Genomic DNA, 20,078 nt, shown 5'->3' on the forward strand with positions numbered 1-20,078 from the left:
AAATCATTCAAACTATGAAAAAAATAAGTTATAATCTGATTATTATTGCACTTTTATGTATTTTCGGCTGCAATAAAAAAGAAACTCATCAAAAAATGGATTCAGAACAAATGGAAAACATACAGGTTTCAGATTACGGAATGACAGCGAAAGGCGATTCCATTAAAAAATATACCTTAACGAATAAAAATGGGATGAAGGTGGAAGTCATCAATTTTGGTGGAATTATCACTTCGCTCACGGCTCCCGATAAGAACGGAAAATATGAGGATGTCGTTTTAGGTTTCACAAAACCTGAAGATTATTTCAACGGAAATCCTTACTACTTCGGAGCTTTGATTGGTCGTTACGGAAACAGAATTGCCAACGCCAAGTTCACTTTGGAAGGTAAAACTTACGACATCGACAAAAATGACGGACCGAACAGCCTTCACGGTGGAAAAGAAGGTTTCCATACCAAATTCTGGAATATTGAGCCTGTAAAAGATGCGAAATTTCCAACTTTGAAATTGACGTACACAAGTGCAGACGGCGAAGAAGGTTATCCCGGAAAACTTTCGACAACTGTTTTATATACTTTGACAGACGACAATGCTTTGGAAATTTCCTACCAAGCAACGACGGATAAAGAAACGGTTGTTAATCTTACCCAACATTCATACTTCAATCTTTCAGGGAATTTCTCAAAAACGATTACCGACCACGAATTACAGATAAATGCTGATAAATTCACACCGGTTAATGAAACTTTAATTCCTACTGGAGAACAGAAAGCCGTAAAAGGAAGTCCGTTTGATTTCACAGTTTCAAAACCGATTGGAAAAGATATCAATGCTGCAGACGATCAGTTGAAAAAAGGAAAAGGCTACGATCACAACTGGATTCTAAACGGAAGCGGAATGAGAAGCATTGCCAAAGTATATCATCCTGAATCAGGAAGAGTGATGGAAGTTTTAACAGACGAACCGGGTGTTCAGTTCTATTCCGGAAATTTCCTTGACGGTAAATTTGATACCAAAACTGGCGGAAAAAATGAATTCCGAACAGGTTTTTGCTTAGAAACTCAGCATTTCCCGGATTCTCCGAATCAGTCTTCTTTCCCTTCAACGGAGCTGAAGCCGGGACAAAAATATCAGACTAAAACGATTTATAAATTCTCAGTTAAAAAATAAAGTATGGGAAACTTAGCAACTATTGATATCATCATATTTCTTGTTTATTTTGTGGTGGTGGCCGGTTACGGAATCTGGATTTACAACAGGAAAAAATCCGCAGCTACAGGCAGTAAAGATTATTTCCTTGCAGAAGGTTCACTCACCTGGTGGGCGATTGGCGCCAGTTTGATTGCGTCCAACATTTCGGCGGAACAGTTCATCGGGATGAGTGGCGAAGGGTTTTTCGTAGGAATTGCTGTGGCAGCTTACGAATGGATTGCAGCAATTGCATTGATTATCATTGCCGTTTGGTTCATTCCGATTTACCTCAAGAATAAGATTTATACGATGCCCCAATTTCTTGAAACCCGTTACAATAAATCGGTTTCGTTGATTATGGCGGTTTTCTGGCTGTTTTTATACGTCATTGTAAATTTGACTTCAATTCTTTATCTGGGAGCTTTGGCTATTGATACTTTATTGGGCGGAGATAATCTTCATATCATTATGATCGGATTGCTTCTGATGGCTTTGCTGATTGGTTTAGGCGGAATGAAAGTAATCGGATATACCGACGTTATTCAGGTAGCTGTTTTGATTATCGGAGGTTTTGCAACGGTTTATATGGCGCTTCAGATTGTTGACCAGAGAATCAATGGAGCAGCTGTAGGAAACGCTTTAGCAGGTTTTCAGACTTTGATGAACGAAGCACCACAACATTTTAAATTAATGCTTGATAAGCCGACAGTTACAACAACAACTTTAGCAATGCCGGAAAATTTAAGTGTTCAGAAATATGTGGTTCTGCCAGGATTAGCAATGTATTTTGCAGGTCAGTGGATTGTAAACCTGAATTATTGGGGATGTAATCAATACATTACACAACGTGCTTTAGGCGCTGATTTGAAAACCGCAAGAACCGGAATTTTATTCGCAGGATTTTTGAAATTATTTATGCCGATTATCGTAATGCTTCCTGGAATTGCAGCGTATGTTTTATATACAAAAGGACATTTGCCAGGTTTCAATGGTGTGAAAGACGGTGCCTATTCAGCTATTTTAGGGTTTTTGCCAACCGGATTGAAAGGTCTTGCAGTTGCAGCACTTACCGCAGCAATTGTGGCATCTTTGGCAGGAAAAGTAAACAGTATTTCGACGATTTTTACTTTGGATATTTATAAAAAATACCTGAAAGCCGATGCAACCGAAATCGAAATGGTAAGAACAGGACGTTGGGCAATTATCATTGCAATGGCTGTTGCTTTGGCATTTACCTGGACGGATGTTTTGGGAATCGGAGGAGAAGGTGGTTTCACATTCATCCAGAAATATACAGGATTTATCAGTCCGGGTGTTTTTGCGATGTTCCTTTTGGGAATGTTTTGGAAGAGAACTACGGGAACTGCAGCTTTAGTCGGTGTTCTTCTGGGCTTTTTACTGGCGATTTTCTTCAACAGTTTTGCAGTAGATATTTTCGGGAAAGAGACTTGGTTATACACCGCTTTCACATATGAAAAATTAGAGAACGGCGTAGTTCACACGATTACAGAAATTCCGTTCCTGATTAATATGGGATGGTCGTTCTTTATCACGGTTGCTGTGATGGTGATGATAAGTTTATCTGGTCCGAAAGTGAATCCAAAAGCTTTCGCGATCGATGCGACAATGTTTAAAGTAGATAACAGAACTTTGGTTATGATTGTAGTGACGGTTCTTTTACTGACCGCACTTTACGTAAGATTCTGGTAATTTTAAGATAAGTTATAAATTAGGATGTCATTATTTGGCATCCTATTTTTGTTTATGGCTTAAAATCATAAATTTGTAGTATATTAAAATAAAATGGATACAAGGTTTACGAGCATTATTCAACTCATTAAGCAATCCAGGAACAATGCAATCAAAGCTGTAAATGCCGAATTGATTAATCTCTACTGGAACATTGGAGAACATATCAGTAAAAAGATCGAGCAATCGGAATGGGGAGATTCTGTAGTAAAAGATTTAGCTCAGTATATTCAAACAAGCGAACCCGAAATAAAAGGTTTCTCTGATAAAAATATTTGGAGAATGAAGCAGTTTTATGAAGTGTATAAGGATTTTCCAAAACTCTCACCACTGGTGAGAGAAATTAGCTGGACAAATAATATGCTCATTTTTTCAAGGTGTAAAACTATTGAAGAAAAAGAATTTTATATTAAACTTGTTAAACGAGAAAATTATAGTAAAAGAGAACTCGACCGGCAAATTTCAAGTAGCCTTTTTGAGCGGACAATGATAGGGAATTCAAAGCTCTCAACTACGTTGGGAGAAAATAACCACGAGCTTACAAAAACCTTCAAAGATAGTTATGTATTTGAGTTCTTAAATTTAGAAGAGCCATACAGCGAAAATGATTTACAGCGTGGTTTGGTAAGACAAATGAAGAGTTTCATACTTGAACTTGGAAAAGACTTCATATTTATAGGAGAAGAATACAAATTACAAGTTGGTAACAGTGATTTTTTTATTGATTTACTTTTTTACCACCGTGGCCTGCAATGTCTGGTTGCATTTGAACTGAAAGCCGATAAATTTAAACCTGAGCATTTAGGACAATTGAATTTTTATTTGGAAGCACTAGATCGGGATGTTAAAAAAAACAATGAAAATCCTACTATTGGAATTTTGTTGTGTAAAGACAAAGACCGTGAGGTGGTTGAGTATGCGTTGAGCAGAAATCTTTCACCAACAATGGTTTCCGAGTATAAGACTCAGCTGCCGGATAAGAAACTATTACAACAAAAATTACACGAATTATTTGATAATTAAAAATAAACTTCTTTTAAAAAGGACATTCAAAAAACAGATTAAATAATTTGCCAAAAGCCTTTAACAAAAACTTTGAAAAAATATCTCCTTTTCATCGATACTGAAACCACGGGCATCCCGAAACGCTGGGATTTACCTTATTCTGAAACTGACAATTGGCCTTCAGCAGTTCAGGTTTCGTGGATTGTTTATGATGAAAACGGGGTCGAGATTAAAAGAGAAAATTGTTATATTGATGTTGATGATTTAAAAATTAGTACCAAATCTTTTAAAATACACGGAATTACCAAAGAATTTTTAAGCAAAAACGGACAAGCAAGAAGTTTTGTTTTAGAAAAACTTTCATCAGATATTCGGCAATATCAACCGGTAATTATTGGACATTTCACAGAATTTGATATTCATACGCTGAGTTGTGATTTTTATAGAGCAGGTCTCGAAAATCCTTTCCAGCAAAGTATGTTTTATTGCACAATGCTTAAAAGCAAAGATTATAATTTGAACCCAGGCATAATTTATCTTCGTTTGAACCGGCTTTTTGAATTTCTTTTTAATGAAAAAATGCAGCCTTCTCACAACGCTATGATTGATGCGGAAATAACGGCAAAATGTTTCTTTGAAATTCGTTCTCGTGGAGAAATTTCGGAAGAAGAATTTCAGAAAATCCATCACGAAATTATAGCTACATTAAAATGAGATAGAATAATTATTGAAATATTTTTAAATTTTAACCAACTGATGGTGAGTTTAATGTCTGAAATCTAATATCTAGCATCTAATTAATCCTTATGGAAGAAAAAATTATTTCATTATTAAAAATAACAGAACCTTTCCATCTTTTACCTGAAACGGTTCTTGCCGAGATCTCTGAAACATTGATCAAAACTGAGTTTTCTAAAGATACGCTGATTTATCGTCAGGATGTGACAGAGATGACCGGCGTAAGCATTATAGCATTCGGAGAATATGAAACCTTTTTTTTCGACGCTTCAGAAAACAAAAGAGCGGTAACCAAACATCATAAACCTTATTGTTTTGGCGGAATTTCCATTATTCTGAACCGGGTTCGTGCATTAAAATCGGCCATAGCCAAAAAAGGGACCGTGGTGTACACCTTACCCAGAAAGGAATTTTACGAATTGTGCAATGCCTACGAAGATTTTTTCCACTACTTCACTTCAGATTTTGGCAAGAAAATGCTGGATGAAGAGTTTTCACACTTTGTAAAAACACCTGCTACTTTCGAGGAAAGTTATTTTGCAGCCGATCAATTATATTCAAGAAAAATTGAAGGAATTGCCTACAAAAGCATTATTTCTTGCGAAGAAAATACACCCGTTTTTGAAGCCGCTAAAATAATGGCTGCCAATAAGGTAAGCTGTATTTTTATCAGAAAATCGGGGAGTGACGAGATTATCGGTTATGCTACCGATATTACTTTAAGAGATAATGTCATCGCCCGTTGTCTGGATTCAAAAATTGCCATTTCGGAAGTGATGGATAATCCGATTGTTAGCATTTCCACCGATGCCTATTTGTATGAAGCCGTTCTGATGATGTTCAAAACCAAATCAAGGTATCTTTTGGTGAAAAACAAAGAAGATTATGTCGGTTTTCTAAGCAGAAACCGTTTGCTGAGCGAGCAGGCGCAGAGTCCGCTGGTTTTTATCCAGTCCGTAAAGCAGGTAGAAAATATCGAAGAGCTCCGCAAAAAATGGAATCAGGTTCCGGATATCATCAATCAGCTTTTGGGAAGGGGAGTACACGGCGAAATTGCCAGTCAGGTCATCACCACGATTGCCGACACCATTACCGGAAAAGTGATAGAAAAAGTGATTAAAGAAATAGGAAAGCCTCCTTCGAAATTTGCCTTCATTGTCACAGGAAGCGAAGGAAGAAAAGAGCAGACATTGAGTACCGACCAGGATAACGGGATCATCTACGAAGACAAAGCGAATGAACACCGGGAGATGGTGCGGGAATATTTTCTGGAGTTTGCCAAAAGAGTTTCAGACGACCTCAATAGGATTGGTTTTGAATACTGCAAAGGCGGTTTTATGGCGAGCAATCCGAAATGGACGCATTCCCTTTCTCACTGGAAAAGAAATTATATCCAATGGATTGAAGAATCTGTGCCGGAAAATGCAATGAAATTTTCTACATTCTTTGATTTCCGTTTTATTTACGGTGATGAAAATATCGTGCGTGAACTGAAAACATTTATCAAAGAAAAACTCGTTTCTCCCAATCAGCTATTTTTTGCGCACATCGCCAAAAATGCATTGCAGTATGAACCACCTTTGACCTTTTTCAAAAAAATAAAGACGCAGACTATCGGGAAATCAGAAGTTTTCGATATCAAAACAGCGATGTCTCCAATGGTAGATCTGGTTCGTGTCTACGCACTGAAAAATCAATTGGAAATAGAAAATACCGGTGAAAGAATGAAAAAACTGACGGAAATGGGGATTTTCACTCAGGAGCAATATAACGAAATGCATCAGTCATATTATTATCTGATGGCGCTCCGCTTAAAAAATCAGGCAAATCAAATCAATATTGATAAAAAACACCCTGATAATTATGTCGAAATCAGTAAGCTAACGAAGATAGAAAGAGTAACCTTAATCGAAATTTTCAAGACGATTGCCAATTTTCAGCTGGGAATCAAAGTGAAATTTACCGGCAGTTTTTAAGCTTAAATTTTAAACATAAAACCTTCTGCTATTTTCTTATTGTATTTTGCCTCATCGAAAGTGTAAAGGAATGACCCTTTTTTAGACGAGCTCATATCTTTTTCGTTGGTTTTTACCAGTACATCCAGTGCATTGATTTTGCTGGTGAAATTCCGTTTGTCGTATTGCTCGTCAAAGATTGCTTCGTAAAGATTCTGAAGGTCTTTCATTGTGAATTTTTCCGGCAGAAGCTCAAAACCGATAGGTCTTGTGCTTGCTCTTCTTCTCAGCCTCAGAACAGCATCTTTTACCATGGCATTATGGTCAAAAATAAGGTCAGGACGGTCTTTCAGGTCAAACCATTTGGCATTGTATTTTTCATTGATTTGAATATTATCCTGGATATTGATCAAAGCATAATACGAAATTGACATAATTCTGGCGGTTGGCTCACGGTCAATTTCTGTATAAGTTTCAAGTTGTTCAAGGTAAATGTTTTCAAGCCCGGTCAAAGTATTCAGGACACGAGTGGCGGCCTGGTCAGAACTTTCTTTATCATCGACAAAGCCACCCATAAGAGACCATTCCCCTTTCTTCGGTTCAAAATTTCTTTGGACCAGAAGAATTTTCAGTTCATCCCCGTCAAAACCGAAAATGATACAGTCCACTGCCACAAGATGTTTGGGATAATTAAGATAATTTTCTTCCATCAAAAAATGATTTTATACAAAGTTAATTTTTTTAAGGTAGATATTAATATGAAATGTAAATAAATGTATTTGGTACACTTTATTTCTTGTTCATAATTTTTTTTGAGAATTTACTGGATCTAGGCTTCATTTCAGGGAATTATTTTTACCATTTAAATGGTTTATTTGCCGAAATTACTATGAATTCAATATGAATACAATGTTAAAAATATGTTAAAAATTAAATAAAGTATTTCATTCAGATTTTGGTGAGGGTTATTATTTAAATACGATAAGTCAGCGTATAAATTTTCGAAGTCTTTTATGAATATACAGTATTTATTTTGATAATGACGAAATTACATTTATTTAATTGATATTCTATTGTTTGCCTATTCTTGTTTTTTATGATAAGGTGGCCTTTTATTCAACCTTTTTGCCTTATTCTGAAAAGCTCTTTCAACAGGCATTATTTCAAAATGATGAAAATTGTTTGTTATCTGGTTACTTTCTTTTATTTTAGAAATGTAGAAATAACATTTATTAATGAACAAAAAATCTCTGATATTATTTTTAGGCTTTACCACAATGGCTTTCGGGCAGGTAAAGAAAAATGTCAGCTACTTTCCGCTCAACAAGGTTCATCTGTCCGAAAGTGTTTTCAGCAAAGCGATGCAGACCGATGAAAAATATATTCTGTTGATGGATGCAGACCGTCTTCTTGCACCTTATCTGAAAGAAGCCGGACTGAAACCCAAAAAAGAAAACTACCCCAATTGGGAAAATACCGGATTGGATGGTCACGTAGGCGGTCATTACATTTCAGCTTTGGCATTGATGTATGCTTCCACAGGCGATCCAAAAGTCAAGCAGCGTTTGGATTATATGATTGATGAGCTGGAGCTGTGCCAGAATCTTTCAGGAAACGGGTACCTTTCCGGCGTACCGAACGGTAAAAAAGTCTGGAAAGAAATTGCCGACGGAAACATTCGTGCGGCAACTTTCGGGTTGAATGACCGATGGGTTCCTTTGTATAACATTCACAAAATTTATTCGGGTTTGCGGGATGCCTATTGGTATGCAGACAGTGAGAAGGCAAAAAAAATACTGATAAAGCTTACGGATTGGATGGCTGATGAAGTTTCCGGACTTTCCGATGAACAGATTCAGGATATGCTTCGCAGTGAGCACGGCGGTCTGAATGAAGTTTTTGCTGATGTTTACGACATTACAAAAAATCCGAAATATCTCAAGCTTGCCCATCGTTTTTCACATCTTGCCATTTTAAATCCATTGTTGATTCAGGAAGATAAACTCACAGGAATCCATGCCAATACACAGATTCCGAAAGTGATTGGTTTCAAGAGGATTGCAGATTTGGAACATAATAAAGAATGGAGCAATGCCGCCGATTTTTTCTGGACGAATGTTACTCAAAAAAGGTCAGCAATTATTGGGGGAAACAGTGTAAGCGAGCATTTTAATCCGATCAATGATTTCAGCGGAATGATTAAAAGTATCGAAGGTCCCGAAACCTGCAATACGTATAATATGCTGAAGCTCTCCAAAGAATTGTATGCGACCAATCCAAAATCGTCGTATGTAGATTATTACGAACGGGCTTTGTATAACCATATTCTTTCCACGCAAAATCCCGACAAAGGCGGTTTTGTCTACTTCACACCGATGCGTCCCGGTCATTACAGGGTTTATTCCCAGCCTGAAACCAGTTTTTGGTGTTGCGTAGGTTCGGGAATGGAAAATCACGCCAAATATGGTGAAATGATTTATGCGTATTCTGATGAAGATTTGTACGTGAACTTGTTTATTCCATCAATCTTAAAATGGTCTGAAAAGAAAATAGTTCTGAGGCAGGAAAATAATTTCCCTGAAAATCCATCGACAAAATTAGTTTTTAATCTGGCTCCGAAATCAACTGTAAATTTAAAATTAAGAGCACCGGAATGGGCAAAAGTTTCTGAAATTACCATTTCGGTCAATGGAAAAAATGTCAATGTTCCTGTTGATGTCGAAGGTTATTTTACCATTACAAGAAAATGGAAGAAAGGCGATGTTGTCGAAATGAAAATGCCGATGCATCTCTCCGCAGAACAGCTTCCTGACCATTCGGATTATTTTGCGTTTAAATATGGACCTATCGTTTTAGCTGCCAAATACGGAAAAGAAAATCAGGACGGACTTTTCGCCGATGACAGCAGAGGTGGACATATTGCACACGGACTACAAATTCCTTTGAATGAAATTCCTACAATTTTGGGCAGTTCAACTTCGGTTTTAAGTCACTTGGAAACAATAAATGGTAAAGATTTAACTTTCAGATTAAAAGGTTTGTATCCTCAGAATAAATTCAGCAACGGATTGGAATTGGTTCCGTTTTATAAAATTCAGGAAGAGCGCTACATCATCTATTTTCCGCAGGCGAATCAGGATGAAATCGAAATCATTCAAAAACAGAAAGCCAGAGAAGAAGAGGAAATCAGAAAACTGGATAACATCACGACTGATAAAATTCAACTAGGTGAGCAGCAGCCGGAATCTGATCATTTCATCGACAGCAAAGATTCCAACATCGGTTATATGGAAGACCGCCATTTCCGTGAGGCAAAAGGCTGGTTCAGCTATCAGATGAGAAACAAAGATAAAAATGCAAAATACCTGTATCTTCTTTATTTTGATGCCAATAACAACCGAACTTTGAATATGGAAATCAATGGAATAAAAGCGATTTCTAAAAATTTCGACGGGAAATTGGGAAGCTCTCCGCAATCGTTATTAATCCCGGTTCCGGAATCTGAAAGTCGTAAAGAAGTTCTTACGGTAAAATTTAATTCAGGCGAAAAATCGCTTACACCGAAAATCATCGAGGTAAGATTGCTGACCCAAATGCCAGATAAAAACTAAAAATAAACTTCAGAATTCAAACTTGCTATGAAAAACAGAATCTTTTTTAAAATATTAATTTTATTCGTAGGCTCATTATGCATTTCTTTGATTGAAGCCAAAATTACACTTCCGGCATTGGTTTCAGACGGAATGGTTTTGCAGAGAAATCAAAAACTGAATGTCTGGGGAAAGGCCGATGCTGGAGAAAAAGTGGAAGTGAAATTCCTCAATAAAAATTATAAAACCACCGCTGATCCAACCGGAAACTGGAAAATCACACTTCCCGAGCAAAAAGCTGGAGGTCCTTACACGATGACCATCAATGAAATTATATTGAAAGATATTCTCATCGGCGACGTTTGGCTCGCTTCAGGACAGTCGAATATGGAGCTGCCAATGCGCAGACTGACTCCGCTTTATGCGAATGAAATTAAAAATGCAAATAACCAGAACATCAGATTTTTCACGGTTCCTCAAAAATATAATTTTAAATCGCCTCAGACGGAGCTTGATGGCGGTAAATGGGAGGCAACAAATCCACAGACCATTCTTAATTTCTCCGGAGTTGCCTATTTTTTCGCAAAACATTTAAGTGAAAAAAATAAAGTGGCTGTTGGAATTATCCATGCAAGTTTGGGCGGTTCCCCGATTCAGGCGTGGATGGATGAAAATTCTCTTAAAAAATACCCTGAATATCTGGACGAAGCCAAAAAATGGCAGAATGATGATTTGATAAAATCTACCGAATCGGGAGAACAGGCGTTAAGTAAAGCATGGTACACAGAACTCGACCAAACGGATATCGGACTGAATCAGCATTGGGAAAATTTTGACCTCAACGATTCTGATTGGAAAACAATGAATATTCCAGGTTCTTGGGAAGATAAAGAAGGTTCTTTTGAAGGTTCAGTTTGGTTCCGAAAAGAAATTAATTTAACCAAAAATCAGGCAGGAAAAGCTGCTTTTTTAAATTTAGGAAGAATAAAAGATGCCGATGTCACGTACATCAACGGAACAAAAGTAGGCAATGTAACTTATGAATATCCGCCACGTTGGTATGATATTCCGGCAGGTGTTTTAAAAGAAGGAAAAAATGTAATTGCGGTAAGAATTTCCAACGGAAGCGGAAAAGGGCAGTTCATTGCAGATAAGCCTTATTACCTTGAAATTGACGGCAATAAAATCGATCTAAAAACCGAATGGAAATATAAAATCGGCGCTAAAATGGAAAAAATGGCTCCCGGACAGACATTTATCCGCTGGAAACCGACCGGATTGTACAACTCAATGATCAATCCTTTAATCAATTATAATATCAAAGGCGCCATTTGGTATCAGGGCGAAAGCAACACCGGAAAACCAAAAGAATACGGCGATCTGCTGACCACAATGATTACCGATTGGCGAAACAAATGGAACCAGAAAGATTTACCTTTCTTCACCGTACAATTGGCTAATTTTATGGAGCCGAAGAAAGAACCTGTGGAAAGCAACTGGGCAGAACTGAGAGAACAGCAGCGCCAGGCTTCTCTAAAAGTTCCGAACACCGGACTTGCCGTAATTATTGATTTGGGAGAGTGGAACGATATTCATCCTTTAAACAAAAAATCAGTCGGTGACAGATTGGCTTTGCAGGCGCTTAAAGTTGCTGACAAAAAGAATATTATCGCTGACGGACCGGTGTATCAATCCATGAAAGTGGAAGGAAATAAAATCATGCTGTCCTTTAAAACCGGAACCGATGATTTTAGACCGGTTTCTGAACTGAAAGGCTTTGCCATCAAAGGCAAAGACGGAAAATACGGGTGGGCCAAAGCAAAAATCGAAGGCAATAAAATCATGCTCTGGAACGACAACATTTCAAATCCTGTTTCCGTAAGATACGATTGGGCAGACAATCCCGACGGAAATCTGAAAAATAAGGCAGGACTTCCCGCATCGCCTTTCACAACAGAATAATTATTAAACTAAACATATAAAAATAAAGGCAGATTGATTTTAATCTATGATCTCTTTGTCTACCATCTATCTAATATCTGATTTCATATGAACAACTCATCTCAAAAAATATCTGTCGTTGAGAAAATCGGCTACAGTTTAGGAGATCTAGCTGCCAACCTGGTATTCCAGACTCTGGTAACGTATTTAGCTTATTTTTACACCGATATTTACGGATTAAAACCGGAAGATGCCTCTATTATTACGCTGAGCGTAGGATTATTGGCTGGTTTTGTCTTCAACCCTTTAATTGGTGCTTTGGCAGACCGGACACGAACAAAATGGGGAAAATTCCGTCCTTGGATTTTACTTTCTGCAATTCCGTTGGGTGCAGCGGCACTTTTTGCCTTCAGCACACCCGATTTTTCATATAAAGGAAAAATGATTTACGCTGCAGTTACTTACTCGCTCTTATTATTGCTTTATGCGGCTAATAATTTACCGTATGCCGCTTTGAGTGGCGTGATTACAGGCGATATGAGCGAAAGGAACAGTATTTCCTCTTACCGCTTTGTGGCTGTAATGTTTGCGCAATTCTTCGTTCAGGTATTTATGCTGCCGATTATCTTGTCTGCCGGGCACGGTGACAAAGCTGCCGGAATCGAAGTCGTAATGACCTGGCTGGCCATCATCGGAACAGTAATGCTGTTGATCACTTTTCTCACGACCAAAGAAAGAGTCATTCCAAAACCGGAGCAGGAATCGACCTTAGGTGCCGATTTAAAGGATTTGAAGAAAAACAAACCGTGGATTATAATGTTGGTGGTTACGGCATTGATTTTCATTACATTGGCAATGAAAGGCGGATCCTATGTTTACTATTTCAATAATTATGTAGATGAAGCTTCACTTCAGCAATTTATATCGCCGATTACCAATTTCTTCAATTCCATCGGAATGAACTTCTTCGGAGAAGATCCTCGTTCAGCAGGTTTCGGGTTGTTCAATGCAGGCGGAATTATTATGATGATTGTTGGAATTACTTTCTCCAAAAAGTTTGCTGATAAATATGGCAAAAGAGATGCGTTTATCGCTTCACTGTTTATTTCAACGTTATTTGTATTAGCATTTATATTTTACCCACCAAAATCGGTTGGGTTAATGTTTTTATCCCAAATTTTACACGGTTTCTTCTACGGAATTGGAACACCATTGCTTTGGGCAATGATTGCCGACGTTGCCGATTTCTCTGAATGGAAAAACAACAGACGGGCAACCGCCATTATTTTCTCGGCAATGATGGTTGGTTTGAAAGTGGGATTAAGCATCGGAAGCTCATTGGTTGCGTTAATTATCGGGAAATACGGTTACATTTCATCAGAAGGTGCAATGAGCGTTGTTCAGCCGGAAAGTGTTTCTGCAGGTGCAAAAATGTTAGTCAGTGTGTTTCCGTCCATCCCGTTCTTTTTAGCGTGTGGTTTGCTGATGTTCTACGAAATCAATAAGAAAAAAGAAATCGAAATCGAGCACGATCTTAAAGAAAGAAGAAAAGCGAAAGATTAATGAAGTGGAAGTGAAATAATAAAAATTTGAGCAGCTGATCCGTGTTCCACTCCCGCTTTTTTGTTCTGCTCCGCTTCACAAAAAGAGCTCCGTTCAAGCCGGGCTGCGAGCGATTCAGCGTATTAAAAAGCCTTGTCAGGGCTTAAAAGTAACTTTATGTGAACTTTTGTATTTCTTCGCTGAGTTTACGCCTTTGCGAACTTTAAAAATATAGTAGTCAAAAAAATCTTTGCGTGCTTTGCGTTTAAATTTTAAAAAAATAATTATGAAAAAAATAGTCGCATTATTAGGAATTTTAACCTTGACCGTCTCGTGCAAGACAGCCAACACGCCAACTTCCAACGATTCACTTAAAAATGCATTCAAAAATAAATTCTACATCGGAACAGCAATGAGTCTTCCACAGATCCACGAAACGGAGGTAAAATCGGTGGAGATTATCAAAAATCAGTTCAGTTCCATTGTTGCAGAAAACTGTATGAAATCAATGTTCCTTCAACCTGAGGAAGGCAAATTCTTTTTTGATGATGCCGACAGGTTTGTTGATTTCGGCGAGAAAAATAAAATGTTTATCATCGGTCACACCTTGATTTGGCATTCCCAATTACCCAAATGGTTTTTCGTAGACAAAGACGGAAAAGACGTTTCTCCGGAAGTTTTAAAGCAAAGAATGAAAAGTCACATCACCACAATTGTCAGTAGATACAAAGGCCGTGTGAAAGGTTGGGATGTGGTTAATGAAGCTATAATGGAAGACGGTTCTTACCGCAAAAGTAAATTCTACGAGATTCTTGGTGAAGAATTTATTCCACTGGCATTTCAGTATGCTCAGGAAGCAGATCCAAATGCAGAACTCTATTACAATGATTATAACGAATGGCATCCCGGAAAAGTAAAAACTGTAAGCAAAATGGTTCAGACTTTAAAATCCAGAGGAATTCGTATCGATGGAGTAGGAATGCAGACTCATGTTGGTCTTGATACGCCAACCCTTGGTGAATACGAAAAAGCAATTCTTGACTACACAGCAAACGGCGTAAAAGTGAATGTTACTGAAATGGAAATCAGCGCACTTCCGTCACCTTGGGGAACTTCTGCCAACGTTTCGGATAAAGTAGAATATGAAGCAAAAATGAATCCTTACACGGCAGGTCTTCCCGAAAATGTAAAAACAGAATGGGAAAACCGTTATCTGGATTTTTTCAGATTATTCCTGAAACATCAGGATAAAATCCGAAGAGTAACCTTGTGGGGAACGACTGATGCCCAATCCTGGAAAAACGATTTCCCGGTAAAAGGCAGAACCGATTATCCGTTACTTTTCGACCGAAATAATCAGGCAAAACCTGTGGTGGAAAAAATCATTCAGTTAACAAAAGAAAAATAAGTCTAATATCTAGTTTCTAAAATCTAACTTCCAATTAAAACAATGAAAAAATCAAAATACCTTTTCCCGAAAGATTATATGGCAGATCCTTCTGTCCACGTTTTTGAAGGTAAAATCTACATCTATCCGTCCCACGACCGTGAAAGCGGAATCGAAGAAAACGATAACGGAGACCATTTTGATATGAATGATTATCACGTTTTCTCTCTTGATGATGTGGAAAACGGCGAAATTACAGACCACGGTGTTGTCCTTTCGGTAAAAGATATTCCGTGGTCGGGAAGACAGTTGTGGGATTGTGATGTGGCTTTCAAAAATGGCAAATATTATATGTATTTTCCGTTAAAAGATAAAAACGATATTTTCAGAATCGGTGTTGCGGTAAGCGACAAACCTTACGGACCTTTCATTCCGGAGAAACATCCGATGTTGGGAAGTTACAGTATTGATCCTTGTATTTTAGAAGAAGACGGAAAGCATTATATTTATTTCGGTGGAATCTGGGGCGGACAACTGCAACGTTACAGAAACAATAAAGCATTAGAATCAGCGGTAATTCCTAATGATGATGAGCCTGCAATTCCTTCAAAAGTGGCAATATTAAGTGATGATATGCTGGAATTCGGAGAAGAACCAAAAGATGTTCTTATTCTGGACGAAAATGGAAATCCTCTGCTTCACGGAAATAAACACCGTTTCTTCGAGGCTTCTTGGATGCACAAATACAATGGCAAATATTATTTCTCCTATTCTACAGGCGATACCCATTTAATATGTTATGCAATAGGCGACAATCCTTATGGTCCATTTACTTTTCAAGGAGAAATTCTGACGCCTGTCGTTGGATGGACAACCCATCACAGTATTGTCGAATTTAAAGGAAAATGGTATCTGTTTTTCCACGATTCTGTTCCAAGTGAAGGGAAAACCTGGCTCAGAAGTATGAAAGTAATAGAATTGGAATATAATGACGATGGTAAAATTAAAACCATTGAAGGTTTGGATTAAAATCAATAGGAACGAGCTTTAGCCCGTTTAAAATTACGATATATAATTTGGCTTTAGTCAAAACTTAAATAATTTGAAAATATTTAACAATGCAACATTTCCGACTCTACATCCTGTTATTTTTAATAATTCCATTAACGGTTTTCGCAGAAGACGGAAGTCGGCTCTGGCTTCGGTTTCCGGCAAGGAATGGTGTTTCAGCAGATAAAATCATTTCCAAAGGCAATAATCCGACTTTGAATATCGCCAAAAAAGAATTGATGAATCATTGGCAGGGACAGGAAATTGAACTTCGAACCAACAAATCATTAAAAAATCTGAAAGACGGTTATACCATAAAATCAGTTCAGAACAAATTGGTTATTTCTGCCGAAAAAGAAACCGGATTGTTGTATGGGGTTTATCATATTTTACGTTTGCAGCAGACAAAAGCTTCATTGGCAAATCTTGATATTACCGAAAAACCTTCCTACGATGTCAGAATTCTCAACCATTGGGATAATCTGGACGGAACGATTGAGCGTGGTTACGCAGGACATTCGCTTTGGAAATGGGAAGAGTTGCCGAATACCATTTCGCCGAGATATGAAGAATATGCAAGAGCCAACGCTTCGATTGGCATTAATGCGACCGTTCTCAACAATGTGAATGCCTCGCCGAATATGCTCCGTAAAGACTATCTGGAAAAAGTAAAAACTCTCGCAGATATTTTCAGACCTTACGGAATCAAGGTTTATTTATCAGTCAATTTCTCATCGCCTAAAGTTTTGGGTGGTTTGGAAAATTCAGATCCTTTAAATAGAGATGTTCAGAAATGGTGGAAAGATAAAGCATCAGAAATTTATAAAATGATTCCTGACTTCGGAGGATTTTTGGTGAAAGCGAATTCCGAAGGGCAGCCGGGACCGCAGGATTATGGAAGAACGCATGCAGACGGCGCCAATATGATGGCTGATGTACTAAAACCTCACGGCGGAATTGTGATGTGGAGAGCATTTGTGTACAGTCCGAGCAAAGAAGACCGTGCGAAACAGGCTTATCTGGAATTTGTTCCGCTAGACGGAAAATTCAGGGATAATGTGATTGTTCAGATTAAAAACGGACCCGTTGATTTTCAGCCTCGTGAAGCATTCAATCCACTTTTTGGAGCCTTGAAAAAGACACCTGAAATGGTGGAGTTTCAGATTACTCAGGAGTATTTAGGGCAAGCCAATCATCTGGTTTATCTCGCCCCTCTATTTAAAGAAACTTTAGATAGCGATACGTATTCTGACGGAAAAGGTTCCACGATTGCCAAAATTACGGACGGAACTTTGAGACCTGCAAAAATATCGGCTATTTCTGCAGTTGCAAACATCGGCGAAGACAAAAACTGGACAGGACATCAATTCGCACAGGCCAATTGGTACGCTTTCGGACGTTTAGCCTGGAATCACGACCTGACTTCCGAGCAGATTGCCGACGAATGGATTAAAATGACGTTTACGGATCATGAAAAATTCCTAAATCCTGTGAAAGAAATGATGCTGACTTCAAGGGAAACGGCAGTGGATTATACGATGCCTTTGGGATTACACCATATTTTTGCAGGCGGACATCACTATGGTCCGGAGCCGTGGGGAGATTATAAAGGCGGAAGACCGGACTGGTCGCCGGTGTATTATCATCAGGCAGATGCGAAAGGTTTAGGATTTGACCGTACAAAATCCGGAAGTAATGCCGTTTCAGATTATTTTCCTCCGTTGAATGAAATCTATGGAAATATCAAAACCTGCCCTGAAAACCTGATTCTCTGGTTTCATCACGTTCCGTGGGATTATCAGATGAAAGACGGAAAAACTATGTGGGAAGAACTCTCTTACAAATATGATACAGGCGTTAAAAATGTCAGGGATTACCAGAAAGTCTGGGATCAGATGCAGCCTTATGTTGATGAACAAAGATTTCAAGAAGTTCAGTCCAAATTAAAAATTCAGGCAAAAGATGCTGTTTGGTGGAAAGATGCGTGTCTGCTGTATTTCCAGACATTTTCAAAAATGCCGATTCCTTATGACATCGAACGGCCGGTTCACGAACTGGAAGATTTGAAAAAGATTAAACTCAATATGGGACACCACAACTAAAAAATGAGGCAACTCTTTCTCCGTGATTTAAAAAAAGAAGAGTTGCCTCAAAAACTAATTGTACGTAAAATTGTATTCCCTTTTCAGGAATGGATCTATAATTTAGTTATGGATCTTATTTAAAAGAAATGACTTTGTTAAAGATATTTCCGCCCTGTTCAATCCGGATGACATAGGTGTCTGAATTTTGCGGATTAAGGTCAAAAGCCAGATCAATTGCGCCGTTAACCGGGGTTTTGCTGTCGGTATAGTAGGCCGTATTGGAGGCATCATACACCGAAATAGATACCGGGGTTTTAACATCAGCCATATGAAGTTTCACCATATGATCTGAAAAGGTAAATTTAGGTTTGCTGATAGAGCTCACCGGAGTTTTTTCCATCTTCATGATGTTGTTTTTATCAATGCTGATCTTATACTTTTCTACTTTCGATTCAGATTCTGCTATCAGATAGTAGGTTCCGGGAGAAAGTGCCTGAAGGTCATAAGATTTCGTTATACGGTCTTGTGTGCCGAGGCTTTCTGAATACAATTCCCCTTCAGCATCATTATAGATGAATAATGAAATGTTCTTGGCATTCGATACTTCGAAATGTACAGTCTTTGCTGTTATATTTCCGACAGAAACAGAAAAGTCCCTGTCTTTACTCATCAGGCTGGCTGACATCAGTGAGAATCCCAGAAGAATTCCGGTTTTTAAAAATGTATTCATGATAATGTTTTTGTTATCAATAATTTATAGGGCAAATATAAAGCAGTAATCTTCTGCAGTCTACCATACAATTTTCATATTTATGTTCTATATTAACTGTATTTGTATGTTAATTAAATATTAATTGTTAATTTTGCATAGTATTTAGCTAATATAACATCATTTTGCCGTTATGAAACATTCGCATCCTGCCTTTGAAGCCATCCATCCTACCATAGGAAGCAGCTTTACCAGTCTTCAATTCCTTACCAATGAGAACATCAAATCCCATGTCTGGCATTATCATCCGGAAATCGAACTGATTTACGTCTGCAAAGGTTCCGGCAAAAGGCAGATCGGAAGTAATATTTCCTATTTTTCAGATGGTGACCTGGTGCTTATAGGCAGTAATCTTCCGCACTGCGGGCTTACGAATGAAAATACCAATAATGATTATGAAATGGTAGTCCAGTTCAAACCTGACTTCTTAGGAGAAATGATCTGGAAAACCCCTGAAATGCAGAGGATCGTCGGCCTTCTGGAAAAATCCAAAGCAGGGATCGTATTTGGAGAAAGCACCAAAAAAGAGATCGGAAAAAAAATCGTGGAAATGCATGAATCATCGTCACTGGACAGGCTAATTAGGTTTCTGGGCATCCTGGATGAACTGGCTGTCACACAGGACTGCAGGATTCTGAATGCCGGAAAATATTATCTTCAGACCCAGGTAGAAGACAATGAAAGGATCAATATTATTTTTAATTATGTAAAAGATCATTTCAGGGAACAGATGACGCTGGAACAAATCGCCGATCTTGCGAATATGAAAGTCCCGTCATTCTGCCGTTATTTCAAGAAAATTACCAATAAGACGTTTACCCAGTTCGTCAATGAATACAGGATTACCCATTCATTAAAACTCCTTTCGGAGCAGCCTTTGAGCATTACCGAAGTATGTTTTGAATCAGGGTTTAATAATTTCAGCTATTTCAATAAAACCTTTAAAGAATACATTAAAAAGAGCCCGTCGCAGTACAGAAAAGAATTCAATTACCTGATTGAATAGATTTTAATCGGTTTTTGTATCCATGTTGTGGATGATTATTATTTATGTATCTTTTTAACATTTAAAAAT

14 protein-coding genes are annotated in these 20,078 nt (G+C 38.0%); 12 read left to right on the plus strand and 2 right to left on the minus strand.

Annotated features, from left to right (window positions below):
- The first annotated feature begins 14 nt into the window (after positions 1–14).
- The 5 genes from H561_RS0121105 (at position 15) to H561_RS0121125 (ending at position 6,661) form a co-directional block, all read left to right on the plus strand.
- Positions 15–1,172 (plus strand): aldose epimerase family protein, encoded by a 1,158-nt coding sequence (locus H561_RS0121105; RefSeq protein WP_027388754.1) that lies wholly within the window; start codon positions 15–17, stop codon positions 1,170–1,172.
- Positions 1,173–1,175: 3 nt separating this feature from the next.
- Positions 1,176–2,903, plus strand: coding sequence for a sodium:solute symporter family transporter (locus H561_RS0121110; RefSeq protein WP_027388755.1), 1,728 nt, complete (start codon positions 1,176–1,178; stop codon positions 2,901–2,903).
- A 93-nt stretch (positions 2,904–2,996) separates the two neighbouring features.
- Positions 2,997–3,965, plus strand: a complete 969-nt coding sequence (locus tag H561_RS0121115) for a PDDEXK nuclease domain-containing protein (RefSeq protein ID WP_027388756.1) — start codon at positions 2,997–2,999, stop codon at positions 3,963–3,965.
- A gap of 72 nt (positions 3,966–4,037) precedes the next feature.
- The gene (locus tag H561_RS0121120; protein WP_027388757.1) at positions 4,038–4,661 is read left to right on the plus strand and encodes a 3'-5' exonuclease; all 624 of its coding nucleotides are present in this window, start codon (positions 4,038–4,040) and stop codon (positions 4,659–4,661) included.
- 92 nt (positions 4,662–4,753) lie between these two features.
- Entirely contained in the window at positions 4,754–6,661 is a 1,908-nt protein-coding gene (locus tag H561_RS0121125) for a DUF294 nucleotidyltransferase-like domain-containing protein (RefSeq protein ID WP_027388758.1), read from the plus strand.
- Positions 6,662–6,663: 2 nt separating this feature from the next.
- Here the strand turns inward: H561_RS0121125 and H561_RS0121130 are convergent, their stop codons facing one another.
- On the minus strand, positions 6,664–7,350 hold the full coding sequence (locus H561_RS0121130) for an NUDIX hydrolase (RefSeq protein ID WP_027388759.1): 687 nt from the start codon (positions 7,348–7,350) through the stop codon (positions 6,664–6,666).
- 525 nt (positions 7,351–7,875) lie between these two features.
- Here H561_RS0121130 and H561_RS0121135 point away from each other — a divergent pair.
- The 6 genes from H561_RS0121135 to H561_RS0121160 all read left to right on the plus strand — a co-directional run bounded on the left by H561_RS0121135 (position 7,876) and on the right by H561_RS0121160 (position 18,252).
- On the plus strand, positions 7,876–10,251 hold the full coding sequence (locus H561_RS0121135; protein ID WP_027388760.1) for a glycoside hydrolase family 127 protein: 2,376 nt from the start codon (positions 7,876–7,878) through the stop codon (positions 10,249–10,251).
- Between the two features lie 27 nt (positions 10,252–10,278).
- Complete coding sequence (locus H561_RS0121140; protein WP_027388761.1) at positions 10,279–12,192, plus strand: sialate O-acetylesterase; 1,914 nt, start codon at positions 10,279–10,281, stop codon at positions 12,190–12,192.
- Positions 12,193–12,279: 87 nt separating this feature from the next.
- Positions 12,280–13,734: an MFS transporter gene (locus H561_RS0121145; RefSeq protein WP_027388762.1), complete on the plus strand. Its 1,455-nt coding sequence runs from the start codon at positions 12,280–12,282 to the stop codon at positions 13,732–13,734.
- A gap of 265 nt (positions 13,735–13,999) precedes the next feature.
- A complete protein-coding gene (locus tag H561_RS0121150; protein WP_027388763.1) occupies positions 14,000–15,121 on the plus strand; it encodes an endo-1,4-beta-xylanase in 1,122 nt (373 codons plus the stop codon).
- A 42-nt stretch (positions 15,122–15,163) separates the two neighbouring features.
- Positions 15,164–16,129, plus strand: a complete 966-nt coding sequence (locus H561_RS0121155) for a glycoside hydrolase family 43 protein (RefSeq protein ID WP_034763033.1) — start codon at positions 15,164–15,166, stop codon at positions 16,127–16,129.
- Between the two features lie 89 nt (positions 16,130–16,218).
- Positions 16,219–18,252 (plus strand): alpha-glucuronidase, encoded by a 2,034-nt coding sequence (locus H561_RS0121160; RefSeq protein ID WP_027388765.1) that lies wholly within the window; start codon positions 16,219–16,221, stop codon positions 18,250–18,252.
- Positions 18,253–18,367: 115 nt separating this feature from the next.
- Here H561_RS0121160 and H561_RS0121170 read toward each other — a convergent pair whose 3' ends face one another.
- Positions 18,368–18,964, minus strand: coding sequence for a hypothetical protein (locus H561_RS0121170; RefSeq protein ID WP_027388766.1), 597 nt, complete (start codon positions 18,962–18,964; stop codon positions 18,368–18,370).
- 172 nt (positions 18,965–19,136) lie between these two features.
- On the opposite strand from H561_RS0121170, the gene H561_RS0121175 reads away from it, so the two are divergent.
- Positions 19,137–20,009, plus strand: a complete 873-nt coding sequence (locus H561_RS0121175) for an AraC family transcriptional regulator (protein ID WP_027388767.1) — start codon at positions 19,137–19,139, stop codon at positions 20,007–20,009.
- Positions 20,010–20,078: the final 69 nt, after the last annotated feature.

The sequence above is a fragment of the Chryseobacterium gregarium DSM 19109 genome (assembly GCF_000430845.1).
Taxonomy (GTDB): Bacteria; Bacteroidota; Bacteroidia; order Flavobacteriales; family Weeksellaceae; genus Chryseobacterium; species Chryseobacterium gregarium.

Coding starts and splice junctions, on each gene's coding strand:
- H561_RS0121105 (WP_027388754.1), top strand. CDS start 15: ATGAAAAAAATAAGTTATAATCTGATTATTATTGCACTTTTATGTATT.
- H561_RS0121110 (WP_027388755.1), top strand. CDS start 1,176: ATGGGAAACTTAGCAACTATTGATATCATCATATTTCTTGTTTATTTT.
- H561_RS0121115 (WP_027388756.1), top strand. CDS start 2,997: ATGGATACAAGGTTTACGAGCATTATTCAACTCATTAAGCAATCCAGG.
- H561_RS0121125 (WP_027388758.1), top strand. CDS start 4,754: ATGGAAGAAAAAATTATTTCATTATTAAAAATAACAGAACCTTTCCAT.
- H561_RS0121130 (WP_027388759.1), bottom strand. CDS start 7,350: ATGGAAGAAAATTATCTTAATTATCCCAAACATCTTGTGGCAGTGGAC.
- H561_RS0121135 (WP_027388760.1), top strand. CDS start 7,876: ATGAACAAAAAATCTCTGATATTATTTTTAGGCTTTACCACAATGGCT.
- H561_RS0121140 (WP_027388761.1), top strand. CDS start 10,279: ATGAAAAACAGAATCTTTTTTAAAATATTAATTTTATTCGTAGGCTCA.
- H561_RS0121145 (WP_027388762.1), top strand. CDS start 12,280: ATGAACAACTCATCTCAAAAAATATCTGTCGTTGAGAAAATCGGCTAC.
- H561_RS0121150 (WP_027388763.1), top strand. CDS start 14,000: ATGAAAAAAATAGTCGCATTATTAGGAATTTTAACCTTGACCGTCTCG.
- H561_RS0121155 (WP_034763033.1), top strand. CDS start 15,164: ATGAAAAAATCAAAATACCTTTTCCCGAAAGATTATATGGCAGATCCT.
- H561_RS0121160 (WP_027388765.1), top strand. CDS start 16,219: ATGCAACATTTCCGACTCTACATCCTGTTATTTTTAATAATTCCATTA.
- H561_RS0121170 (WP_027388766.1), bottom strand. CDS start 18,964: ATGAATACATTTTTAAAAACCGGAATTCTTCTGGGATTCTCACTGATG.
- H561_RS0121175 (WP_027388767.1), top strand. CDS start 19,137: ATGAAACATTCGCATCCTGCCTTTGAAGCCATCCATCCTACCATAGGA.